Raw genomic sequence first — 22,442 nt, 5'->3', positions numbered from 1 at the left:
CTGCCGTGCGACTCACCCTCACGGTCGTCGACCCCCGCGACGGGAGCGCGGCCGACGTCGTCCTCGACGCCGACCCCGAGTCACCCGTGGACGAGGTCGCCCGCGCCCTGGAGAGCAGGCTCACCGGGGCACGCGCCACGAGCACACCGCCGGTGTACGTCGGCGGCCGTGCCGTCGACCCGTCCGCCTCCCTGGCGCGGTCCCCGCTCACGGAGGGTGCCGTGGTCAGCCTGCACACTCCCGCGGGGTGCCTGCCCGGCGAGGTCACGGGCATCGTCGAACTGCGGGTGAGCGGCGGCCCGGACGCGGGGGCCGTGCACCGGCTCGGGCTCGGCCGCACCGACATCGGAAGCGGCCCGGCCGCCCACGTACGCGTCGACGACCCCGAACTGGCCGAGCGGGCCCTGACCGTCACCGTCCGACCGGACGGCGGGTGCGCGGTGTGCGCGCATCAGGACGGCGACCGGATCACGCTGGATGGACTGTCCCTGGGAGAGTTCGCCGAGGGACGCACCGACGGCGGCGGCCCCGTACAGGCCGAGTGGCCCCTCGACGCGCAACTCGCCATCGCGGGGACCCTGCTGGAACTGGTCGCCTACACGCCCCCCGACGCCGTCCTGCGGCCCTCGGAGGACGGCGCGGGCTTCGAGTTCGAGCGCCCCCGGCGGCTGCCTTCGCCGGAGCAGCGCCGCGGTGGCCCGCCGGTGGAGGTCCGGGACTCCTCCCTGGACCGCCTGCGGCGTCCCTTCTGGGACTCCGCGCCCTGGGTATTGGCGATGTTCGTCCTGGTCACCGCCGCGATCCTCGGGTCGGCCCTCGACCGCTGGTACCTGCTGGGGTCGCTGCTGGGCCCGGTGACCGTAGTGGTCGCCCGGTACCTCGGCCCGAGGTACCGGGAACAGGAAAGGACCCAGCAGAGGGAAACCCGGGACGCGCGGCGCGCGGAGCTCATGAAGCACCGGAACGCCGCTCCTTCCCCGGCCGCCGTCCTCTCCCTCACCACCGGCCCCCGGGCCCGGCTGTGGGAGCGCCGCCCCGGCGACCGCGACCACTTGCTGCTGCGCGTCGGCACCGGCCCGGACGACGTGGATCTGCCCGTCACCCTGCCGCTGGGGGAGCTCGGCGTGATCGGCCTGGCGGGTCCCGGTGACTCGGCCCGGGCGCTGGGGCGCTGGGCGGTGGCCCAGATCGCCGGGCTGCACAGTCCGCTCGACGTCGCGGTGCACGTCCTGACGGTGAAGGGCGCGCACGACTCCTGGGACTGGCTGAAGTGGCTCCCGCACGCCCGCCCCGCCGGCGGCGTCGACGCGAACGCCGCCGTCGGCACGGACGCGGAGACCGTCGGGGCCCGCATCGGCGAACTCGTCCGATTCCTCCACGAACGCAAGCGGGACCGGGAGGCCGGCGGCGACGTCCCCGCCTCCGCGCCCGGCATCGTCGTGGTCTGCGACGGGTTCCGGCGGCTGCGTTCCTTCCCCGGAGTGGTGCAACTGCTGCGCGAGGGGCCGTCGGTGGGGATCCACCTGCTCTGCCTGGACGAGGAGGAACGCTTCCTGCCCGACGAGTGCCGGGCCGTCGTCTCCGCCGAACCTCACGGCGCCCCTTCGGTCCCCGCACCCCGGCGCGCCACCACCCGGCCCCCCGGACAACACGCGCACGACGACCCGCGGCCGGTACTGCGCCTGCGCGTGGACTCCGCCGAGGGGCCCCGGCACCGGGACGTACGCCCCGATCTCGTCTCCCCGGCGTGGTGTGCGCGGCTGGCCCGCTCGCTGGCCCCCCTCCGGGACGCCAGTGGCGGGACCGGCTACTCGGCCCTGCCGGAGCGGACCCGCCTGCTCGACGTGCTCCGGCTCGAACCTCCCACCGCCCGGGCCGTCGCCGAGCGCTGGACGGCGGGCGGGCCGTCGACCTTCGCGGTCATCGGCGAGACCTACGACGGCCCGTTCGGCGTCGATCTGCGCCGGGACGGACCGCACGCGCTCGTCGCGGGCACGGCGGGCTCCGGGAAGACGGAGCTGCTGCAGACGTTCATCGCCTCGCTCGCCCTCGCCAACTCTCCCGCGGACCTCACCTTCGTGCTCGTCGACTACCGGGGCGGATCGGCGTTCAAGGAGTGTGTCCGCCTCCCGCACACGGTCGGCATGGTGACCGACCTCGACCGCTACCTCGTCCAGCGGGTGCTCGACTCGTTCGGTGCCGAGCTGCGACGCCGCGAGCGCCTGGTGGCGGTGGCGGACGCCAGGGACATCGAGGAGTACCAGCGTTTCGCGCGTGACGGCCGTGGTGATCTGGAGCCCCTGCCCCGGCTGGTCGTCGTCGTCGACGAGATCGCCTCCATCGTCCGCGACCTGCCCGACTTCGTCTCCGGAGTGCTCAACGTGGCGCAGCGGGGCAGGTCCCTCGGCGTCCACCTGGTGCTCGCCACCCAGCGGCCCAGCGGCGTCGTCTCCGCGGAGATCCGGGCCAACACCAATCTGCGCATCGCACTGCGCGTCACCGACGGCGCCGAGTCCCAGGACATCGTCGACTCGCCCGAGGCCGCGCGGATCCCGAGGTCGGCGCCCGGCCGCGGCTACGCCCGTCTCGGGCACTCCACGCTCATCCCCTTCCAGGCCGGCCGGGTCGGCGGGCGCCGGCCCGGCACCGCGGGCGCGGCTCAGGGCGCCCCGTGGACCGCGCCTCTGACCTGGCAGGCCCTGGGGAGGGCCGCCCTCGTGCGGCCGAGCGTGGAGCCGGACGGGGACGCGGTCGTCTCCGATCTCGGCGTGCTCGTCGACGCCGTCCGTGACGCGCGGACGGCTCTCGGCGTCCCCCCGCAGCACAGCCCCCTGACGCCGCCGTTGCCCGAGGTGCTGTCGCTCGACGACATCGACGACATCGACGACATCGACGGCAGCGGCGGCAGCGGCGGCAGCGGCGGCATCGACGGCGTCGGCGCCGTCCGAGCCGAGGGGGCCGAGCCGGCTCCCGGCGCGCTGTCCCCGGTGCCGTTCGGGATCGAGGACCTGCCCGAGGAGCAGCGGCGCCGCCCGGTCACCATCGACTTCGCGCGCTTCCGTCACCTGCTGATCGCCGGCGCGTCCGGGTCGGGCCGTTCCCAGGCGCTGCGCACGATCGCCGGAGCGCTGGCCCGCGCCCACTCCCCGGCCGACGTGCACCTCTACGGGATCGACTGCGGCCACAACGGGCTCGCCCCGCTGGCCGCGCTCCCGCACTGCGGGGCCCTGGTCACCCGCCGTGAGGCCGAGCGCGCCGCCCGGCTGGTGTCCCGGCTGACGGACGAGCTCAGGCGGCGTCAGGACGTGCTGGCCGAGCAGGCGTTCGCCGGTGTCTCCGAGCAGCGGGCCGGTGCCGGACCACGGGCGCGGCTGCCCCACCTGGTCGTGTTCCTGGACGGCTGGGAGGGCTGGCTGTCCACCTTCGGCGAGTACGACCACGGGCGGCTCACGGACGAGGTGCACGTCCTGATGCGGGAGGGCGCGAGCGCCGGCATCCACCTGGTGGTCACGGGGGACCGGCAGCTGCTCTCGGGGCGGATGGCCTTCCTGACCGAGGACAAGTACGCGCTGCGGCTGGTGGACGGTGGCGACTACGCGCTGCTCGGGGTGAAGTCGGCGGGCGTCCCGGAGCGGATGCCGGCCGGCCGGGCGCTGCGCGCGGGCCGGGGCACGGAGACCCAGTTCGCGCTCCTGGCGGCGGATCCGGCGGACCAGGCGCAGGCCGAGGCGCTCGCCGCGATCGGCGCGGCGGCCCGCGGCACCGGCGTCCCCCGCGAACCGCTCCCGTTCCGCGTCGACGCGCTCCCCGGCCGCATCTCGTTCGACGAGGCGTTGAGGCTTCGCGATCCGGAGGCCTCCCGCAGCCCGCTGTGGGCGCTGGCCGGTGTCGGCGGGGACGAGCTCACGGCGTACGGTCCCGACCTCGGGGCCGGCGTCCCGGCCTTCGTCGTCGCCGGGCCGCCGCGCTCGGGCCGGTCGACCGCGCTGCTGACCCTGGCCCGTTCCCTCCTCCTGCGGGGGACGCGCCTGGTCGTCGCCGCCCCGCGCCCCTCACCACTGCGGGAGCTGGTGGGCAGGCCGGGGGTGCTGCGGGTCTTCACCGGGGCCGACCTCCCCGGGGCCGAGTTCGAGCAGGTGACCGAGTCGGCGTCCGTGGAGCACCCGGTCGTGGTCCTCGCCGACGACGCGGAGGTCCTGCGGGACTGCGATGCCGGGCCCTCCCTCAAGCGCCTGCTCCAGCGGGGCGCCGAGCGGGGTCTCGCCCTGGTGATCGGCGGCGACGAGGAGGAGGTCTGCTCGGGGTTCTCCGGCTGGCAGGTCGAGGCGAAGAAGGCCCGGCGCGGGCTGCTGCTGTCGCCGCAGGACTCCACGTCGGGAGACCTCATCGGCTGCCGGATCGCCCGGAGCGCGGTGGGGTATCCGGTGCGGCCCGGCAGAGGGCTGCTCCATCTCGGCCAGGGCGGACTGCGGACGGTGCTGATCCCGGCGGACCCGGATCCCCCGGACCCGGCGGCCGACCGGTGAACACCGCCCGGCGCACCGGGTGGGCGCGCGCGGGGCGGCCGCCCCCCGGCCGCGCCGGTCGTCAGCCCGCCGCCGCGCCCCGCATCTCGCGGGGGCTCACTCCGAAGCGCTGGCGGAAGGCCGTGCTCAGGGCACTGGCGGAGGAGAAACCGGAGGCGTAGGCGAGGTCCGTGATCGTCAGGTTCTCGCAGTCGGCGCAGCGCAGCCGGTCACGGACCAGCCGGAGGCGTTCCTCGCGGATCAGGTCGCGGGGGGTCGTGCCGACGCGTTGCAGCGCCAGCTGTATCTGCCGCAGGGACCAGCCGAGGGCGCGGGCCATCGACGTACCGGTCAGGCCGGGGTCGGCGGCGTGGTCGCGGACATGGCGTCGGACCATCGCCTCGACCTCGGTCAGGTGCCCCGGGGCGTCGGGCCGGTCGTCGCCGGTGGCGAGCATGCACAGCAGCTCGACGACCCGGTCGAGGACGGCGTCGAACTGGGCCGTGGTGAGGTCCTCCCGTTCCTGGTACGCGCTGAGGATCATGGTGTTCACCACCCGGCCCAGGCCCGTGGTGAGGTCGATGCCGGTGGCCAGCGGCGCCTTGAGGTTCAGCGGGCCGTCGATCTCCTGGGCCGGGATCGACAGGATGGCCCCGCTGACGCTCTGGCCGTTGAGCACCCGGCAGGGCGCGCTCAGGGTCAGGAGGCTGCCCGCGCCCGGTGCCAGCCGGGCCTCCCGGTCGTCCTGGCGCAGCAGCAGCTCACCGGAGAACGGCAGCAGGAACCGGTAGCCGTCCTCGGGGTCCTGGCGTACCAGTCCCGGTGTGCGGACGTACTCGACCGGATCGCACTCCCAGGTGACGAGCTGGTAGGTGCCGCTGCGCTGGCGGGTCATCTCGCCGCGGAACGACTCCGACTCGGCGTACCGGAAGTCCATCCGCGTCTGATACGAGGCGACGTGCTCGCTCCAGAAGTCGGTGCGCTCGTGCGGGCTCACGGCGCCGGTGCCCAGTGATTGCACGGAGTAGCCCCCCGCGGTCGGCCGCGCGGTCGGCTTCGCCACAGTCGGCTTCGTCGCAGTCGTGTTCTGACCGGCTTTGATGGCTGAATCCTCAACTTCTTTACGGGGTACGGCAGTTACGTGTCGATCACTGGGCGTCAGCCTAATGCAGCCGGATCGTTTCCTCCGTGCGGTGCTGCGTCTGGGGGCAACTTCTGTGCGTGCGAGCGCAAGTGGGCGCGCCGGAGAACCGGTTACCGTCGGGCGCTCCGTCAACTTCCGTTCGTCCCAGAGGACTTCATGACCGAACAAATACCGGACGTGGCGTTCTTGTGCCTGGCCGCCGTACTGCTCGCGACCCTGCTCGCCGTCACCGTGCTGCTGATCCGACAGCGCGGCATCACCGCGCTCCAGCGCCGCCGCACCGCCGAACTCGCCGATGGCCTGCGCGCCCGCGAGGAGGAGGTACGGCATCTGCTCACGGCCCGGCTGCCCGCCCTCGAGGACGCCCCGCACCGGGTGCCCGGCCGCGGGGACGGCACCCGCCCGCCCGTACCGGGCACCGGCCCGCTGGACCCCCGGTTCGCCGGCACCGATTTCGGCAGATGCCTCGACGGCGTGCTGGAGCGGTTCTCCGGAACGGTGCGGCACGCGCAGGCCCGCGCCGACCAGTCCGCGAAGGCCGCCCTCAAGGCGTCGATGCGTTCGATCCAGGCCCTCGCCAACGAGCAGCAGGTGTCCATCTCGGAGATGCAGGACCGGCACGACCACCCCGACGTGCTCCGCGACCTGCTGGAGATCGACCACACCAACGCCCAGTTCGGGCGGCGTGCGCAGGCCATCGCCGTGCTGTGCGGTTCCTGGCCGGGACGGCAGCGCGCCACGTCGCCGCTGATCGAGGTCGTGCGGGGCGCGATCTCCTGCATCCGCGACTACCGGCGCATCCGTGTCAACGGGCAGGTGGACCTCGCCGTCGAGAGCCGGGCGGTGGAGCCCGTGGTCCTCGCGGTCGCCGAGCTGCTGGACAACGCGGCCCGCCACTCGCAGCCGAACACCGGCGTCGAGGTCACCGTCCAGTCCGTGCACAACGGTGCCTGTGTCGTGATCGACGACGCGGGCGTCGGCATGGACGGCCAGGCGACCGAGCGCGCCGCCACCCTGCTGTCCGGCAGGCACCCGGTGGACGTCACCCGCCTCGACGACCCGCCCCAGTTCGGCTTCGCCGTCACCGGCGTGCTCGCCGCGCGGTACGGGTTCACCGTCTCGGCGGACACCCGCTCGCCGTACGGGGGTGTCCGCGCGGTGGTCTTCCTGCCGAACGCCCTGCTCACGCACGCGGAACCGGTGCGCGCGGTGCCGGCGCCCGCCGCGCCCCGCACCGCGGAGCAGCCCCGTACCGCGGAGCACGCCCGTACGCCGGAGCACGCGCGTACGGCCACGCCCGCTCGTCCGGCCGCCGGGTCCGCGCCCGTCGAGCCCCTGCCCGCGGAGGCGACCACGGAGGCGATGGCGCGGGCGATGGCGGATCCCCTCACGGAGGCGACCACCGCCGGAGGCCTGCCGAAGCGACGGCGCCGTACGCCCCGGGCGGCGGCGCCCACCGAGGCCGCGCCCGTGCCGGCCGAGGAGGCCGGCGGCCGCTCCGCCGAGGAGAACGCCCGCCGGATGGGCGCCTTCGCGCGCGGCACCCGCTCCGGCCGCGCCGCCGAGGAGGCCCCCGACGGACGTACGCCCGGGCCCCGGCACGAGGACGCGCGCGCAACCCCCCACGAGAACGAGAGGAACACACAGGGATGATCGCCCCCACGACCAACGAGCTGGGGTGGATGCTCGACGACGTGCTGCAGGTCCCGGAGGCACTGCACGCGATCCTGCTCTCCGCCGACGGCATGCTGCGGGCCCACTCCGCGGACATCGGCCGCGACGACGCCGAGCGGCTGGCGGCCGGTCTGTCCGGCGTGCAGTCGATCAGCCGCAGCACCGCCGAGTTCTGCGGCAGCGCGCACACCCCGTGGCGGCAGACGCTGATCGAGTTCGCGCACGGCTACGTCTTCCTGGTCGCCGCGGGCGAGGGCGCCTATCTCGCCGTGTCCACCACCGAGAACGTGGACATGGAGGCGGTCACCTACCGCATGCACAAGCTGGTCGACCGGCTCGGCAGGGAGCTGACCAGTCCGGCCCGGCAGGACACCGGCAGCCCGGCATGACGCCGCGGCGCCGCCCCCCGGAGAGGCTGGTGCGGTCGTACGTGGTCACGGGAGGCCGCGCCCACCCGACCCGCAACACCCTCGACCTGGTCACGCTGCTGATCGCCGCCGACGACCTGCCGCTCGGCGGGCTGAGCCCGGAGAAGCGCCGGCTGATGGAACTGTGCCGGCCGGGCGCGCTGTCGGTCGCCGAGGTGGCCGGCCATCTGTCGCTGCCGGTCAGCGTCACCAAGGTGCTGATCGCCGACCTCATGGACAGCGGACACATCGTCACCCGCGCGCCCATCCCGGCGGCCCGGCCGTCCGACATCCACATCCTCCAGGAGGTGCTCGATGGGCTCCGCGCCCGCCTCTGAAGACGTCTACCTCCGGCCGACGGTCCGCACCGCCGTCAAACTGCTCGTCGTCGGCCACTTCGCCGTCGGCAAGACCACGTTCGTCGGCGCGCTCTCCGAGATCCGGCCGCTGCGCACCGAGGAGGTCATGACCGAGGCCGGGGCCCTCGTCGACGACCTCGCCGGCACCCGGGACAAGACCACCACCACGGTGGCCCTCGACTTCGGCCGCCTCACCCTCAACGACTCCCTGGTGCTGTACGTCTTCGGCACCCCGGGCCAGCAGCGCTTCACGGAACTGTGGAAGGACATGACCCGGGGAGCCCTCGGCGCGCTCGTCCTGGCGGACACCCGGCGGCTGGGGCAGTCCTTCGAGGTCATGGGCGTACTGGAGGAGCTGGGCCTGCCGTACGCGGTGGCCCTCAACGAGTTCGAGGACGCGCGGGAGCACGGCCTCGACGAGGTCCGCGAGGCCCTCGACCTGCTCCCCGGCACCCCGCTCGTGCGCTGCGACGCCCGGGACCGCACCTCGTCCACCGAGGCGCTGATCGCCCTCGTCGAGCACCTCCTGACCCGAAGCGGCGAAGCCGCGGACGCCCCCGGAGCCGGCGCGGCCGGTGACACCAGCGAACTGGAGCACGCGTGACCTCCGTACCCCCACCGGGCTGCCCGGCGCACGGACGCGCGAACGAGCCCGCGCACGGCACCGCCCCCGAGTCCCTGTACGGGCCCGAGTTCGCCGCCGATCCGGCCGCCGTCTACCGGCGGCTGCGCGCCGCGGGCCCCACCGGTCCCGTCGAACTGGCGCCCGGGGTCAGGGCCACGCTCGTCACCGGGTACGACGCCGCGCTGCACGTGCTGCGCAGCCCCGAGACCTTCTCCAAGGACCCGCGCCGCTGGAGGGACCTCGCCGACGGCACCGTCCCCGTGGACAGCCCCGTCGTGCCGATGATGATGTACCGGCCCAACGCCCTGTTCACGGACGGCGAGGAGCACCGGCGGCTGCGCGGGGCGATCACCGACAGTCTGGCGCTGGTCGAACCGAACACCCTGCGCGGCTACGTGGAACGCAGCGCCGACACCCTCGTGGACCGGTTCGCGGCGGCCGGCCGGGCGGATCTGCTCGGCGCGTACGCGCAGGTGCTGCCGCTGCTGGTCTTCAACCACCTGTTCGGGTGCCCCGCCGAGCTGGGGACACGGCTCGTCGAGGGCATGTCGGGAATCTTCGACGGAGTGGACGCCGAGAAGGCGAACGCGCTGCTGACCAGCACGCTGCTGGACCTGGTCGCGCTGAAGCGGAGCCGGCCGGGGCACGACGTCACGTCCTGGATGATGGCGCACCCCGCGCGGCTCACGGACGAGGAGATGATCCACAGCCTCGTCCTGCTGATGGGCGCCGGGACCGAGCCCGAGCAGAACCTGATCGCCAACAGCCTGCGGCTGCTGCTGTCGGACGACCGGTTCGCGGGCAGCCTGTCCGGCGGCAGCCTGCCGGTCGAGGACGCCCTCGACGAGGTGCTGTGGGCGGACCCGCCGATGGCCAACTACGCCGTGCACTTCCCCGTCCGCGACGTGATGTACGAGGGGGCGGTGCTGCGCGCGGGCGACCCGCTCGTGATCAGTCTCGCCGCCGCCAACACCGACCCGGCGCTGCGGGCCGGCCGGCGTGCAGCCAACCGCGCCCATCTGGCCTGGAGCGCCGGACCGCACAACTGCCCCGCGCAGAGCCCGGCACGGCTGATCGCGGCGGTCGCCGTGGAGAAACTCCTCGACCGCCTCCCCGACGTGGAACTCGCGGTCCGGCCGGAGGAGCTGGTCTGGCGTCCCGGTCCCTTCCACCGGGCGCTCGCCTCGCTCCCGGTCGTCTTCCCGCCCGCCCCCGTGACGCGCCCCGGCACCGACGGGGCCGGCGAGGCCGGCGCGGGCAGGGCGCCCGGCGCGGGCTTCGGACCGATGCCGCACGCGCGCCCGGCACCGGCGCCCGCGGCGCCGGCACCGGGGCACGCCCCGGTCACCGGCGCTCCGCGGGGCACCTGGGCCCGGCTGAGGGCCTGGTGGCGCGGGGAGTGATCAGCTGACCCGCACCGGCAGGGAGCCGTGGCCGTTGGAGATGAACGACTCCACCGGCCGCAGCTCCCCCTCCCCGGCGGCGAGCCGGAGGTCCGGGAACCGCTCGAAGAGCGCCGGCAGGGCGATGCCCGCCTCCAGCCGGCCCAGCGGGGCGCCGAGGCAGTGGTGCACCCCGTGACCGAACGCCAGGTGCTCCTTGTCGACCCGCGTCAGGTCGAACCGGTCGGCGTCCTTGCCGTACCGCTCGGGACTGCGTCCGGAGGCGGCGTACGCGACGAGGATCGCCTCGCCCTTGCCGATCACCACGTCCTCGGGGCCGTCCAGCTCGCCCAGCGGCAGGTCGTCCACCGCGTACCTGAGCGGGAGGCTGGCGACGGGCGACTGCACCCGCAGCGTCTCCTCGACCACGTCCTGCCACGAGGCCCGGCCGGCGCCCAGGTGGGCGAGCTGCTCCGGGTGGGTGAGCAGGGCGTGGATCGCGTTGTCGATGAGGTTGACGGTCGTCTCGTGCCCGGCGCTGATCATCAGGATCAGGGTGTCCAGCAGCTCCTGCTCGCTCAGCCGGGTGTCGCCCTCTTCCTCGCGCGCCGCGATGAGGGCCGACGTCAGGTCGTCGCCGGGTGACTCCCGCTTGAGGGCGACGAGTTCACCCATGACGGCGTAGAGCCGGGCGTAGTTGCCGGTGACCTCCTCCGGTGTGGCGGAGGTGCGGAAGACACCGTCCACGACGGCCCGCAGCTCCGAGCCCTTCTCCTCCGGGAGGCCGAACAGTTCGCTGATCACCTGGATCGGCAGCGGGTAGCAGAAGCCCTCGCGCAGGTCGACGACGCCGCCGTCCCGGCCCGCCTGCGCGAGCCGGTCCAGCAGATCCGCGGTGATCTCCTCGATCCGCGGCCGCAGCGCCGACGTCCGGCGGGCGGTGAACGCCTTGGAGACCAGGGTCCGCAGCCGCTTGTGGTCACTGCCGTACGCGGTGAACATGTTCTGCACCGCGACCCAGGTGAACAGCGGCCACTCCGGGGAGATCTCGCCGTCGATCCACGCCGGCCAGTGCTGCCGGGGGTCCTTCGAGACCCGCGGATCGGTCAGCAGCCGCTTGATCAGCTCGGGACTGCTCACCGCCCACGCGCGTACGCCGCCCGGGAGCTCGACGAGGGCGGCCGGTCCCCGCTCACGGATCCGGGAGGCCTCGCCGTGGATGTCGCTGCCGGTCACGTCTATCGCTAAGGGGCTTGCGTATCCCATCAGGACTCTCTCCCTGGCACTCGGACGTCAGTACGGCCAGTCACGCTACGCCGCGGAGACGTTCCGCCACGAGACCGCGTGACCCGCACTGCGTACGGGCGCAACTTCCGTGCGCGCCATCGCAAGGGGCCCGCCCCGCCTCCGCTTCCGGGGACGGGTGCCGAGGCGGGGCGGTCCTCGTCAGGCGGTGCGCCGGGGGGAGTGCGCGGAGCGTGCGCGCAGCCGGCGCAGCAGGCCGACGCGGGGTTCCTGGTCGGGGAGCCAGCCGAAGATCATGCAGCTTCCCACGGCTCCTAGGAGCAGCCCGATCAGGAAACCCCCCAGGTTGGAGGTCAGCCAGGTGCCCAGCGACAGCAGGATGCCGAGGATCGAGTAGAACAGCCGCTGGGCGGGGTTGAAGAGGGTCAGCAGCCCGCAGACCACCATCAGGGTGGGCAGCAGATAGCCCGCCACGCCCTGCATGCCGATGTGCATGACGACCTTCAGCGAGGCCTTCTCGGTGAGCAGGATCTCCGCCCCGCCGAGGGTGAGCAGCAGACCGCCCCAGAAGGGGCGGCGCGCACGCCACTGCCTGAAGCCGGTCCGGGGCCGGCCGAGTACCGCCATCAGCAGCCCTGGTCGCTGAAGCGGAGCTTGAGGCCGGGCAGTTTGAACACGGCGGCCGTGGTCGCGTAGTTCGTCTGCCGCAGGTTGGCGATGTGGACGGTGTCGGCCTGCTGGCTGAAGACGCCCTTCGGGCCCTGCACGCCGGCCTTGTCCAGGGTGCTCGCGTCGTTGCCGATCTCGATGTTGTCGAAGCTCGCGTTGCCCGACAGCTCGGTGGAGTCGGTGGTGAGATGACTCGCCCGTACCGGGGTCGAGCCGCTGCCGGCGGTGATGAGCAGGTTGGTGCCGCCGAGGTCGACGCTCTGGCACAGCTTGGTGAGGGTCGCCTCCTTGATCGCCGAGGTGACGACGAGGACCTGGCCGCCGGTGTCACCGGCGTTCGGGCTGTCCTCGGCCATGGTGTCGAGGGCGCCGAACTGCTCGAAGCCGGTGCCGTTCAGGTCCGTCGCGGTGACCGTGAACGCCATGCCGGAGATCGCGAACTGCACGCCCAGGGCACCCTGGGCGGTGAGGATCATCAGTCCGGCGGCGATCGCGGTGGCGGGCACGGCCATCACCGCGGTGCGGCGCAGCCGTACGCGTCCGCGTCTCGCGGCCGGCTCGGCGGGGGCGCCGGTACCGTCGGAAACGCTTGCTGTGTTCTCGGGGGTGTCGCCGGTGGACGCCGAGGCGTCGGAGGACGAGGCCATGTCTGCTCCCTGGCAAATCACTGCGAATGGGGTTCAGTGGCGTGTTGTCCTGGCGCGGACAGCGACCGCGGCGTACGCCCCCGCACCTCCCGGCGGAGCAAGGGCTTTCACGTTACGCCGCAGTAACAACCATGAGGGGAAGTTACCGGCGGTTACATGAGCGGTCAAGGGAGTTGTGGGAAAAGGGTGTCGGTTGTGCGCCGACCGTGCGCCGATACCGGCCATATGGCCTGTCGATGCGTCAACTTCCGTCCAGGACATTGACGTCGCCGCGAACGCGGGTCTACAACTCCCCTTGTTCCGCTCGGATCCGTGGCGCCGGACCCGAGCGCGGCGCAGCGCGGCCACCACCCTTGCGAGCCCCCTCTCGGCGGGGCTCGGCCCGGGGCCCATCCGCCCCGGCCGAGGCAGGGGCGACGTTCTCGGCCGCGCGGCGCGCCTTCGCACCATCTCACCCCCCACCCCCGCGGCACCGGCACGGCCGCCCTCCTCAGGGCGGCCGCGCACGGTCGCCCCGCCGCCGCGGCGGACCGCCACGCACGGAGAAGGCGTCCGGTCCGACCGCGACGGCCGCGGGGTGCTCCCTCGCAAGAGTTCACGCTCACCGCGCCTCCTTCGGAGCGCCCCCGGCCGGGGGAGCACGCTCCGCACACCCCCACCAGGAGAGAAGGCACCCCATGCGCATGCGAACCCTCCTCGCCCTCGTCGGCGCCGCCGCGGCCCTCACGGTCCCGGCCATCGCCCCCGCCTCCGCGGCCGACGCGGCGGTCCTCACCACCGGCAGCGCCGGCGGGACCGCCGTCGCCACCGGCGACGTCCTCAACGCCTCGCTGGCGAGCGGCACCACGGCCACCCTCTACTCCAGCAGCACCGGCACGAGCGGCGTCTCCTGCTCCACGTCGGCCTTCAACGCCACCGTCACCGACAACCCGGCCGCCCCCGGCACGGCCACCGAGTCGGTCACCGGTCACTCCTTCGCCAACTGCACCAGCAACGTCGCCGGGGTCCTCGGCGTCACCAGCATCGTCGTCGACAACCTGCCGTACAGCGCCACCGTGACCTCCGGCGGCACGCTCACGGTCAGCCCGCCCAGCGGCTCGACCGTCCAGACCACCGTCAAGCTCCGCACCCTGCTCGGCAGCATCACCTGCGTCTACCGGGGACCGGGCCTGACCGGCACGGCGAGCAACACCGACAACAGCATCACCTTCACCGACCAGCACTTCACCAAGTACTCCGGCTCGTCCCTGTGCTTCGCCAACGGCTACTTCACCGCGAAGTACGCCCCCGTCACCGACGCCGACCAGGCGGGCGGCGCCGTCTACGTCAACTGACCCGCCCCACCGCACACCGTCACGCCGGCGGCGCCGCCCGAGCACGGGGCGGCGCCGTCGGCGGGGCGCGGAGGCTACTGTTCCCGGGCCCGCCCGCTCCGTCCCGGCCCGGAGGAACGCCCGACGATGCCCGAAGTCCCCGTCCTGCCCGAAGCCCCCGTCATCCGCGGCGACGACCCGCGTTCCTTCCCGCACAGCGTGCTCGCCGAGCGGCACCCCGCGCTCATCCGCAAGGTCGAGGACGCGTTCCCCTACGGACCCGGGCAGCGCCGTGCCCTCGGAGCCCTGCTCGACAGCGCCACCGGGGGGACGATCGAGCCGCTCGCCGAGGGCGCCGCCGACCGTGAGCGGTGGGACGCGTGGGGGAGGGACCACTTCGGCGCCTCGTGGTTCGCCGCGCCCTTCCTGTGGGCGGAGAGCTACTTCTACCGCCGGCTCCTCGAAGCGGTCGGCTACTTCACCCCCGGCCCCTGGCAGGGCGTCGACCCGTTCCGCCCGTTCAAGCTCGCCGAGCTGCGCACCCCCGAGGCCGCCGGGGAACTCGCCGCGCTCGACCGGACGGCCCGCCTCCCCGAGGAGGAACAGTGGCGGGCGCTGCTGCACGGCTCCCTCTGGGGCAACCGGGCCGATCTCGGTTTCCGGCTGACCTCCGGCGGCGCCGCCGACGACGGCTCACCCCTCGTCGCGGACGACAGCGAGGCGCTCCGGTCCCTGCTGACCGGCGATGGCGCGGGCGGCGGCCGCACGCTGGCCCTGGTCGCCGACAACGCCGGGCGCGAACTCGTTCCCGACCTGCTCCTCGTCGACCACCTCCTGCGGCACCGGCACGTCGAGCGCGCCGTCCTGCACGTCAAGCCCCACCCGTACTACGTCTCCGACGCCACCACCGCCGACGTGGTCGACGCCCTGCGCCACCTCGCCGACGCCGGGGCGGAGGCCGGCCGGGCGGGCCGGCGGCTGTGGGACGCCATGGCCGACGGCACCCTCACGGTCGGGGCGCACGCCTTCTTCTGCGCCCCGCTGCCCTACGCCGACATGCCGGACGACCTCCGCAGGGAGTTCGCCGGGGCGACCCTGACCGTGATGAAGGGCGACCTCAACTACCGCCGCCTGGTGGGCGACCGGCTCTGGCCGCCGACGACCCCCTTCGAGGGGACCACCGCGTACTTCCCCGGCCCGGTGGCCGCCCTGCGCACCCTGAAGTCCGACGTGATCACCGGCCTCACCGCCCCGACCGAGGCGGCGCTCGCCGCCGCCGGGGAACAGCGCTGGCGTACGAGCGGCAGCCACGCCCTGATCCAGGTCAGGCCATGACCCGCGCCGCCGGCCGTTCCCGAACCGGCGGATTTCACGCGATGGTGTGATCATGTCCGGCCACCCGGATGCACCGCCCGGGCAACGGGTAGGGCCCGGCCATGACGCAGCCGTTCGAACTCCCGCACTTCTACATGCCGTATCCCGCGCGGCTGAACCCGCACGTCGAACAGGCCCGCGCGCACTCGGCCGGCTGGGCGCGCGAGATGGGCATGCTGGAGGGCTCCGGCATCTGGGAGCGGTCCGACCTCGACGCCCACGACTACGGGCTGTTGTGCGCGTACACGCACCCCGACTGCGACGGTCCCGCGCTCTCGCTGATCACCGACTGGTACGTCTGGGTGTTCTTCTTCGACGACCACTTTCTGGAGACGTTCAAACGCGGCCAGGACCGGGACGGCGGCAAGGCCCATCTGGACCGGCTGCCGCTCTTCATGCCGCTGGACCTGGCGACTCCCGTACCGGAGCCGCGCAACCCGGTCGAGGCCGGGCTCGCCGACCTCTGGGCGCGTACGGTCCCGTCGATGTCCCTGGACTGGCGCAGGCGGTTCGCGGTCTCCACCGAGCACCTGCTCAACGAGTCGCTGTGGGAGCTGTCCAACATCAACGAGGGGCGGATCGCCAACCCCGTCGAGTACATCGAGATGCGCCGCAAGGTGGGCGGCGCGCCCTGGTCCGCGGGACTCGTCGAGTACGCGACCGCGGAGGTGCCCGAGTCCGTCTCCCGCAGCCGCCCGCTGCGGGTGCTGATGGAGACGTTCTCCGACGCCGTCCACCTGCGCAACGACCTGTTCTCGTACCAGCGGGAGGTCGAGGACGAGGGGGAGCTGAGCAACGGCGTCCTCGTCCTGGAGACCTTCTTCGGCTGCACGACGCAGCAGGCCGCCGACACCGTCAACGACATCCTCACCTCCCGCCTCCACCAGTTCGAGCACACGGCGCTCACCGAGGTCCCCGCCGTCGCGCTGGAGAAGGGCCTGACACCGGACGAGGCCGCGGCCGTGGCCGCGTACACCCGGGGGCTGCAGGACTGGCAGACCGGCGGCCACGAGTGGCACCTGCGCTCCAGCCGCTACATGAACGAGGGCGCGCTGACGGCCGCCCGGCCGTTCGCCGTCCCCGGCTTCGGCACGTCCGCCGCCGACGTCGCCGCGCTGCTCTCCGAGGCGGGAGCACAGCGGCTGCGCCCGTACACGCACGTCCCGTTCCGGAAGGTCGGGCCGTCCCTCCTGCCCGACTTCGAGATGCCGTTCGAGTTGACGCTCAGCCCGCACCTGGACGGCGCCCGCCACCGCATCACCGGCTGGTCGCACGAGATGGGCATCCTCGGCGAGGGCGTCTGGGACGAGGACAAACTCGCCGCCTACGACCTGCCGCTGTGCGCGGCCGGCATCCACCCCGACGCCACCGAGGACGCCCTCGACCTCAGCTCCCAGTGGCTGGTCTGGGGCACCTACGGCGACGACTACTACCCCCTCGTCTTCGGACACCGCCGCGACCTCGCGGCTGCCCGGCTCTGCACGGCCCGGCTGTCGGCGTGCATGCCCGTCGACGGCGGGGAGGCGCCCCCGCCCGCGAACGCCATGGAGCGCTCCCTCGCCGACCTGTGGCGGCGCACGACCGCCACGATGACCCCGGACGCCCGGCACACCCTGCGGTACGCGGTGGACGTCATGACGGAGAGCTGGCTGTGGGAGCTCTCCAACCAGCTCCAGGGCCGCGTCCCCGACCCGGTCGACTACCTGGAGATGCGCCGCCACACCTTCGGCTCCGAGCTCACCATGGGCCTGTGCCGGCTCGGCCACGCCCCCGGAGTCCCGCCCGAGGTCTACCGCAGCGGCCCCGTCCGGTCGCTGGAGAACGCCGCCATGGACTACGCGGCGCTGCTGAACGACGTCTTCTCGTACCAGAAGGAGATCGAGTACGAGGGTGAGCTCCACAACGGCATCCTCGTCGTGCAGAACTTCTTCGGCTGCGACTATCCGACCGGGCTCGGGATCGTCCACGACCTGATGACCCAGCGCATGCGGCAGTTCCAGCACGTGGCCGCCCACGAACTGCCCGTCCTCTACGACGACTTCAAGCTGCCGCCGGAGGCCCGCGAGGTCATGGAGGGCTACGTGGGACAACTGCGGAACTGGCTGTCCGGCATCCTGAAGTGGCACCGGGACTGCCACCGCTACGGCCCCGCCGACCTCGCCCGGCGCGCGCACGGCTTCCTCCCGGACCGGCCTCCCGCCCTCCCCCGTCCGAACGCGTGGGGCAATCTCACTCGTTCGTGAGCCTCGGAGGAATCGTGGCGTGCGCGGGGGCCGGGTAGACCGTCCCCGGAGGCGATCATGGAACAGACCGCGTTGCGTCCCAAGCCGCTGCCGGGCCGGCCCCCGGCGGACTTCCACCGGTCCACGGACCCGTCCGGCCCCGGCGACCCGCCGTGCCCGCGGGCCGCGCGGCGGCGCGGCAGGCGGCTGCTGAGGACGGTGCTCGGCATCGTCGCCGGCACGGCCCTGGTGCTGTGCGGGGTCGGGCTCGGCACCGTGGGCATCTCGCTGATCGACCCGGGCGGGGCCGCGCGGACGTGGGCGGGCGTCTGGCAGGCCGGTCTCCACGGGCGCGCGGAGGCCGGCGACGCGGCGGCCCCGGGGGAGCCGGGGAGCACGGCGCCCGCGCGGGAGCGGGGGCTGCCGACACTCGGGATCGAGGCGGTGGACGCCCCCGGGAGCCGGACGGGCGCCCTGGTGGTCGGTGTGCACGTCCCCGGCCCCGCCCACGCGGCGGGACTGGCCCGCGGCGACGTCCTGCTCGCGGTCGGCGGGAGACCCGTCCGCTCCGCGGCGGGCCTCGCGCGGCAGGTCGCGGCCGCGCGCCCCGGGAGCCCCGTCATGCTGACCGTGCGCGGCGCGGGCGGCACCCGGCGGCACCTGTCCACGATCCCCGGAGTCGCCACCTGAGAGCGGGGGGCCGCCCCGGAGCGGCACCGTCCGCAATCGGCTCGCGCGCGTCGGGCCGGAGGGGGAGGATGCTGCCCGTAGAGCCCTGGCACACCCGGACCGACGGAGGCACGCACGGATGACCGGCACGCCCGCACCCTTCACACCCGAGCCCTTCACGGCGGCGGACTACGAGGCCCGGATGCGCCGCGCCGCCGAGGCGGCCGCCGACGCCGGGCTCGACGGCGTACTGGTCGCACCCGGCCCCGACATGGTCTGGCTCACCGGGTACGCGCCGCCCGCGGACACCGAGCGGCTCACCCTGCTGGTGCTGGCCCCCGGACGTGACCCGGCGCTCGTCGTGCCCACCCTGGAGGCCCCGGACGCGGCCGGAGCGGCGGGCGCCCCGGCGCTCACCCTGCACGACTGGACCGACGGCAAGGACCCCTACGCGGCGACCGCGGCCCTCGTCGGCGCGTCCGGCCGCTTCGGCATCAGCGACAACACCTGGGCCCTGCACCTGCTCGGCCTGCGCCGGACGCTGCCGCACACCGACTACGTGCCGCTCACCGAGGCTCTGCCCATGCTGCGGGCCGTCAAGGACGCGGCGGAGCTGGAACGGCTCGCCGCGGCGGGCGCCGCCGCGGACGCCACGTACGAGGAGATCCGCACGGTCCGCTTCGCCGGACGCCGTGAGACGGACGTCGCCGCCGACCTCGCGGACCTGCTGCGCCGCTTCGGGCACTCCCAGGTGGATTTCACGGTCGTCGGCTCCGGGCCGAACGGCGCCAACCCCCACCACGAGGCCGGCGAGCGGGTCATCGAACGCGGCGACATGGTCGTCCTGGACTTCGGCGGCCTGCTGCACGGCTACGGTTCCGACACCTCCCGCACGGTCCACGTCGGCGAGCCGGACGCCGAGGAGCGCGAGGTCCACGACATCGTCCGCCGGGCCCAGGAGGAGGCCTGCCGAGCCGTGCGGCCGGGCATCGCCTGCCAGGACGTCGACCGGGTCGCGCGGGCGGTCATCACCGACGCCGGGTACGGCGAGTACTTCATCCACCGCACCGGTCACGGCATCGGCGTGACCACGCACGAACCGCCGTACATGATCGAGGGCGAGGAGCAGCCCCTCGTGCCGGGGATGTGCTTCTCCGTGGAGCCCGGCATCTATCTGCCGGGCCGCTTCGGCGTGCGCATCGAGGACATCGTCACGGTGACCGAGGGCGGCGGGCGGCGGCTCAACACCACGTCCCGGGAGCTGGTGATCGTCGACTGACAGCCCCGCGACGCCCGCACGCTTCCGCCCCGCACCCGAAGGACGAGGGCGCGACCATGACCCAGGCACCCGCACCGACACAGGACACCGTCCGCCGACTGGTTGGCTCCCTGCTGCCCGACGCCGGGGCCGGGCAGCCGGGGGGACCCGACGTCCGGCCTCTCGTGCGGGATCTGAGCGTCTGGCGGGTCGGCGGCCGGCACGTGCTGCGGCTCGCCCCGGACCGGGACGCCTCCGTGCGGCTCGGCCGCGAGCTGCGGCTGCGCGACGCGGTCCGCCCGCACGCCGGGGTCGCCCTCCCGGTGAGCGTCGCGCACGGGGAGTGGGCGCGCGGGCTGGCCTGCACGCTGGACACCGCGCTGCCCGGCCGCACCGGTGAGGAGCGGGCCGTCTCCGCCCTCGGGGAGGCCGACCTGGCCGCCCTGCTGACCGGACTGCGCGAGGTCCCCGTGGGCAAGGCCGAGGCGCTCGGCGTCCCGCGGCTCGCGCCCCGGTCGCCGGCACGACTGCGGGCCGCGGCGGACCGTGCCGCCGGGCAGCTCGGCCTCGCCGACGAGTTCGACCCGGCGAGGCTGGGGCAGCTCACCGCGCAGGCCGCCGACCAGCTCGCCGCGCAGCCCGCCGGCGCGGTCCTCGTGCACCACGCGCTGCGGGGCGGACGGCTCCTCGTGAGCGCCGACGGGCGGGTGCGCGGGGTGCTCGGCTGGTCCGACGCCGTCGTCGGGGACCCCGCCGAGGACATCGCCGGGCTCGCGATCGCCGTCGGCGCCCCCGCGGCCGTCCGGGCGGCCACGCTCGCCGGGTACGGGGCCCGGCCGTGCCTGCGCGGCCTGTGGCTGTCCCGCTGCGACGCGCTGATCCGGCTCGCCGACCGGCTCCGGGGCCTCGACGACAGCCCGCTGCCGCTGCTGCGGACGCGGCTGCGCCGGGCCTGGGAGCCGATCCTGCTGGAACGGGTCACGGAACTGCCGGGCGACGACTGACACACCCGGTCCGGGCCGTCCACGCCTCTCCCCGCATGAGCCCTCAGACCTGCCCGAGCACCACGCACGACTCGCCCGGTACGTGCACCACGCCGTCCGCGCCGGGCGCCTCGACCGGTTCCCACGCGGCGAGCACGCGCGCGTGGCGGGCACCGAGGGGGATGGCCGCCGCGCTCTTGCCGAGGTTCACGAGCACCCGCACGTCACCGCGCCGGAACGCGAACCAGCGGGCCCGCTCGTCGTAGGCCGCCTTCACCGCCGCGATGTCGGGGTCGCGGAGGTCGGCCTGCCGCCGGCGCAGCGCGATCAGTTCGCGGTACCAGGCCAGCACGCGCGCGTGCCGGCCGTCCGCCGAGCCGGGCTCCGGCTCCGACCAGTCGAGACAGGACCGCTCCCGGGTCGCCGGGTCCTGCGGGTCCGGTACGTCCTCCTCGGCCCAGCCGTGCTCCGCGAACTCCCGGCGCCTGCCCCGCCGCACCGCCTCGGCGAGCTCCGGGTCCGTGTGGTCCGTGAAGAACTGCCAGGGCGTCCCCGCGGCCCACTCCTCGCCCATGAACAGCATCGGCGTGAAGGGCGCGGTCAGGGTCAGCGCGGCGGCGCAGGCCAGCAGCCCGGGGGAGAGGGAGGCCGCGAGCCGGTCGCCCTGGGCGCGGTTGCCGACCTGGTCGTGGGTCTGCGTGTACCCCAGCAGCCGGTGCGCCGAGACGCGCGTACGGTCCAGGGGGCGCCCGTGCGAGCGCCCGCGGAAGCTCGAGTACGTGCCGTCGTGGAAGAACCCGCCCGTCAGCGTCTTCGCGAGCGCCGCCGACGGATCCCGCGCGAAGTCCGCGTAGTAGCCCTGGCCGTCACCGGTCAGCGCGGCGTGCAGGGCGTGGTGGAAGTCGTCGTTCCACTGGGCGTGCAGTCCGAGTCCGCCCTCCTCGCGGGGCGTGATGAGCCGCGGGTCGTTCAGGTCCGACTCACCGATCAGGAAGAGCGGCCGGCCCAGTTCCGCGGCGAGGCTGTCCACGGCCGTCGACAGCTCCTCGAGGAAGTGGCACGCGCGCGTGTCCCGCAGCGCGTGCACCGCGTCCAGACGGAGCCCGTCGATCCGGTAGTCCCGCAGCCAGGCCAGCGCACTGCCCACGAGGTACGCGCGCACCTCGTCCGAACCGGGAGCGTCCAGGTTCACGGCGGCGCCCCAGGGGGTCTGGTGGGTGTCCGTGAAGTACGGCCCGAAGGCGGGCAGGTGATTGCCGGACGGACCCAGGTGGTTGTGCACCACGTCGAGGACGACGCCGAGGCCCAGTTCGTGCGCCCGGTCGACGAAGCGCTTCAGGGCCCCGGGGCCGCCGTACGGCTCGTGCACGGCCCACAGCGAGACGCCCTCGTACCCCCATCCGTGCCGCCCGGGGAAGGGGCACAGGGGCATCAACTCGACGTGGGTGACGCCCAGTTCCGCGAGGTGCCCGAGCCGCTCGGCGGCCGCGTCCAGCGTGCCCTCGCGCGTGTACGTCCCCACGTGCAGCTCGTACAGCACGGCGCCCGGCAGAGCGAGCCCCGGCCACTCGGCGCGCCAGGCGTACGCCCCGTGGTCGACGACGGCGCTGAGTCCGTCCGGGCCGTCCGGCTGCCGGCGCGAGCGGGGGTCGGGCAGCACCGGCCCGTCGTCCACGGCGAACCCGTAGCGCGTCCCGTCCCGGGCCTCCGCCTCGCCCGTCCACCATCCCGCCCGATCCGGATCGTGCTCCAGCGCGCGCGTGGCGCCCTCGTGATGGAGCGTCACCCGGCCGGCCTGCGGTGCCCACACCTCGAACTGCACGGACGGTTCCCCCTTGTCTGCTCGCGGTGGCGTAGGGACTCCCGTCCAGACCGGGCCGGGCTGATCCGGCCCGGACCGGACGAGAGTCCCCGGCCCGTCCATGGTGCGCCACGCGAGATCGAATCGCGTTCCGATCCACCCTTT

General features: G+C 74.2%; 17 protein-coding genes. 12 read left to right on the top strand and 5 right to left on the bottom strand.

Annotated elements, in window-relative coordinates; all coding sequences use genetic code 11:
- Positions 1–5 precede the first annotated feature (5 nt).
- Complete coding sequence (locus tag ACFY93_RS05980) at positions 6–4,526, top strand: FtsK/SpoIIIE domain-containing protein (RefSeq protein ID WP_391353942.1); 4,521 nt, start codon at positions 6–8, stop codon at positions 4,524–4,526.
- Positions 4,527–4,587: 61 nt separating this feature from the next.
- Here ACFY93_RS05980 and ACFY93_RS05975 read toward each other — a convergent pair whose 3' ends face one another.
- Complete coding sequence (locus ACFY93_RS05975; RefSeq protein ID WP_391353941.1) at positions 4,588–5,568, bottom strand: helix-turn-helix domain-containing protein; 981 nt, start codon at positions 5,566–5,568, stop codon at positions 4,588–4,590.
- Positions 5,569–5,805: 237 nt separating this feature from the next.
- On the opposite strand from ACFY93_RS05975, the gene ACFY93_RS05970 reads away from it, so the two are divergent.
- The 5 genes from ACFY93_RS05970 to ACFY93_RS05950 all read left to right on the top strand — a co-directional run bounded on the left by ACFY93_RS05970 (position 5,806) and on the right by ACFY93_RS05950 (position 10,117).
- A complete protein-coding gene (locus tag ACFY93_RS05970) occupies positions 5,806–7,302 on the top strand; it encodes an ATP-binding protein (RefSeq protein WP_391353940.1) in 1,497 nt (498 codons plus the stop codon).
- Entirely contained in the window at positions 7,299–7,712 is a 414-nt protein-coding gene (locus ACFY93_RS05965) for a roadblock/LC7 domain-containing protein (RefSeq protein ID WP_391353939.1), read from the top strand. Before ACFY93_RS05970 ends, ACFY93_RS05965 begins: the two co-directional genes overlap by 4 nt.
- Complete coding sequence (locus ACFY93_RS05960; protein ID WP_391353938.1) at positions 7,709–8,068, top strand: DUF742 domain-containing protein; 360 nt, start codon at positions 7,709–7,711, stop codon at positions 8,066–8,068. The genes ACFY93_RS05965 and ACFY93_RS05960 overlap by 4 nt, the downstream gene beginning before the upstream one ends.
- Positions 8,046–8,693 carry an ATP/GTP-binding protein gene (locus tag ACFY93_RS05955; RefSeq protein ID WP_391353937.1) on the top strand — a complete coding sequence of 216 codons (648 nt, stop codon included), beginning with the start codon at positions 8,046–8,048 and terminating at the stop codon, positions 8,691–8,693. Before ACFY93_RS05960 ends, ACFY93_RS05955 begins: the two co-directional genes overlap by 23 nt.
- A 74-nt stretch (positions 8,694–8,767) precedes the next feature.
- The gene (locus ACFY93_RS05950; protein ID WP_391354150.1) at positions 8,768–10,117 is read left to right on the top strand and encodes a cytochrome P450; all 1,350 of its coding nucleotides are present in this window, start codon (positions 8,768–8,770) and stop codon (positions 10,115–10,117) included.
- Here ACFY93_RS05950 and ACFY93_RS05945 read toward each other — a convergent pair whose 3' ends face one another.
- The 3 genes from ACFY93_RS05945 to ACFY93_RS05935 all read right to left on the bottom strand — a co-directional run bounded on the left by ACFY93_RS05945 (position 10,118) and on the right by ACFY93_RS05935 (position 12,657).
- Positions 10,118–11,362, bottom strand: a complete 1,245-nt coding sequence (locus tag ACFY93_RS05945) for a cytochrome P450 (RefSeq protein ID WP_391353936.1) — start codon at positions 11,360–11,362, stop codon at positions 10,118–10,120.
- 180 nt (positions 11,363–11,542) lie between these two features.
- On the bottom strand, positions 11,543–11,968 hold the full coding sequence (locus tag ACFY93_RS05940; protein ID WP_391353935.1) for a DUF6114 domain-containing protein: 426 nt from the start codon (positions 11,966–11,968) through the stop codon (positions 11,543–11,545).
- Positions 11,968–12,657 carry a DUF6230 family protein gene (locus tag ACFY93_RS05935; protein WP_391353934.1) on the bottom strand — a complete coding sequence of 230 codons (690 nt, stop codon included), beginning with the start codon at positions 12,655–12,657 and terminating at the stop codon, positions 11,968–11,970. Before ACFY93_RS05935 ends, ACFY93_RS05940 begins: the two co-directional genes overlap by 1 nt.
- Before the next feature lie 677 nt (positions 12,658–13,334).
- Between ACFY93_RS05935 and ACFY93_RS05930 the strand changes: the two genes are divergently transcribed.
- The 6 genes from ACFY93_RS05930 (at position 13,335) to ACFY93_RS05905 (ending at position 20,497) form a co-directional block, all read left to right on the top strand.
- A complete protein-coding gene (locus ACFY93_RS05930; protein ID WP_391353933.1) occupies positions 13,335–13,991 on the top strand; it encodes a Tat pathway signal sequence domain protein in 657 nt (218 codons plus the stop codon).
- Positions 13,992–14,117: 126 nt separating this feature from the next.
- Positions 14,118–15,305, top strand: a complete 1,188-nt coding sequence (locus tag ACFY93_RS05925) for an ARMT1-like domain-containing protein (protein ID WP_391353931.1) — start codon at positions 14,118–14,120, stop codon at positions 15,303–15,305.
- A gap of 101 nt (positions 15,306–15,406) precedes the next feature.
- Positions 15,407–17,587 (top strand): germacradienol/geosmin synthase Cyc2, encoded by a 2,181-nt coding sequence (gene cyc2, locus ACFY93_RS05920; protein ID WP_391353929.1) that lies wholly within the window; start codon positions 15,407–15,409, stop codon positions 17,585–17,587.
- Positions 17,588–17,644: 57 nt separating this feature from the next.
- Positions 17,645–18,256 (top strand): PDZ domain-containing protein, encoded by a 612-nt coding sequence (locus tag ACFY93_RS05915; RefSeq protein ID WP_391353928.1) that lies wholly within the window; start codon positions 17,645–17,647, stop codon positions 18,254–18,256.
- 118 nt (positions 18,257–18,374) lie between these two features.
- Positions 18,375–19,514 (top strand): M24 family metallopeptidase, encoded by a 1,140-nt coding sequence (locus ACFY93_RS05910; RefSeq protein WP_391353926.1) that lies wholly within the window; start codon positions 18,375–18,377, stop codon positions 19,512–19,514.
- Positions 19,515–19,570: 56 nt separating this feature from the next.
- The gene (locus ACFY93_RS05905; RefSeq protein ID WP_391353925.1) at positions 19,571–20,497 is read left to right on the top strand and encodes a phosphotransferase; all 927 of its coding nucleotides are present in this window, start codon (positions 19,571–19,573) and stop codon (positions 20,495–20,497) included.
- Positions 20,498–20,540: 43 nt separating this feature from the next.
- Here the strand turns inward: ACFY93_RS05905 and treZ are convergent, their stop codons facing one another.
- Positions 20,541–22,298 (bottom strand): malto-oligosyltrehalose trehalohydrolase, encoded by a 1,758-nt coding sequence (gene treZ / locus ACFY93_RS05900; protein ID WP_391353924.1) that lies wholly within the window; start codon positions 22,296–22,298, stop codon positions 20,541–20,543.
- Positions 22,299–22,442: the final 144 nt, after the last annotated feature.

The organism is Streptomyces sp. NPDC008313 (genome assembly GCF_042956125.1).
Lineage (GTDB): Bacteria > Actinomycetota > Actinomycetes > Streptomycetales > Streptomycetaceae > Streptomyces.
Note: the sequence above shows the minus strand (reverse complement) of the source record. Positions and strands in the feature narration are given on the sequence as shown.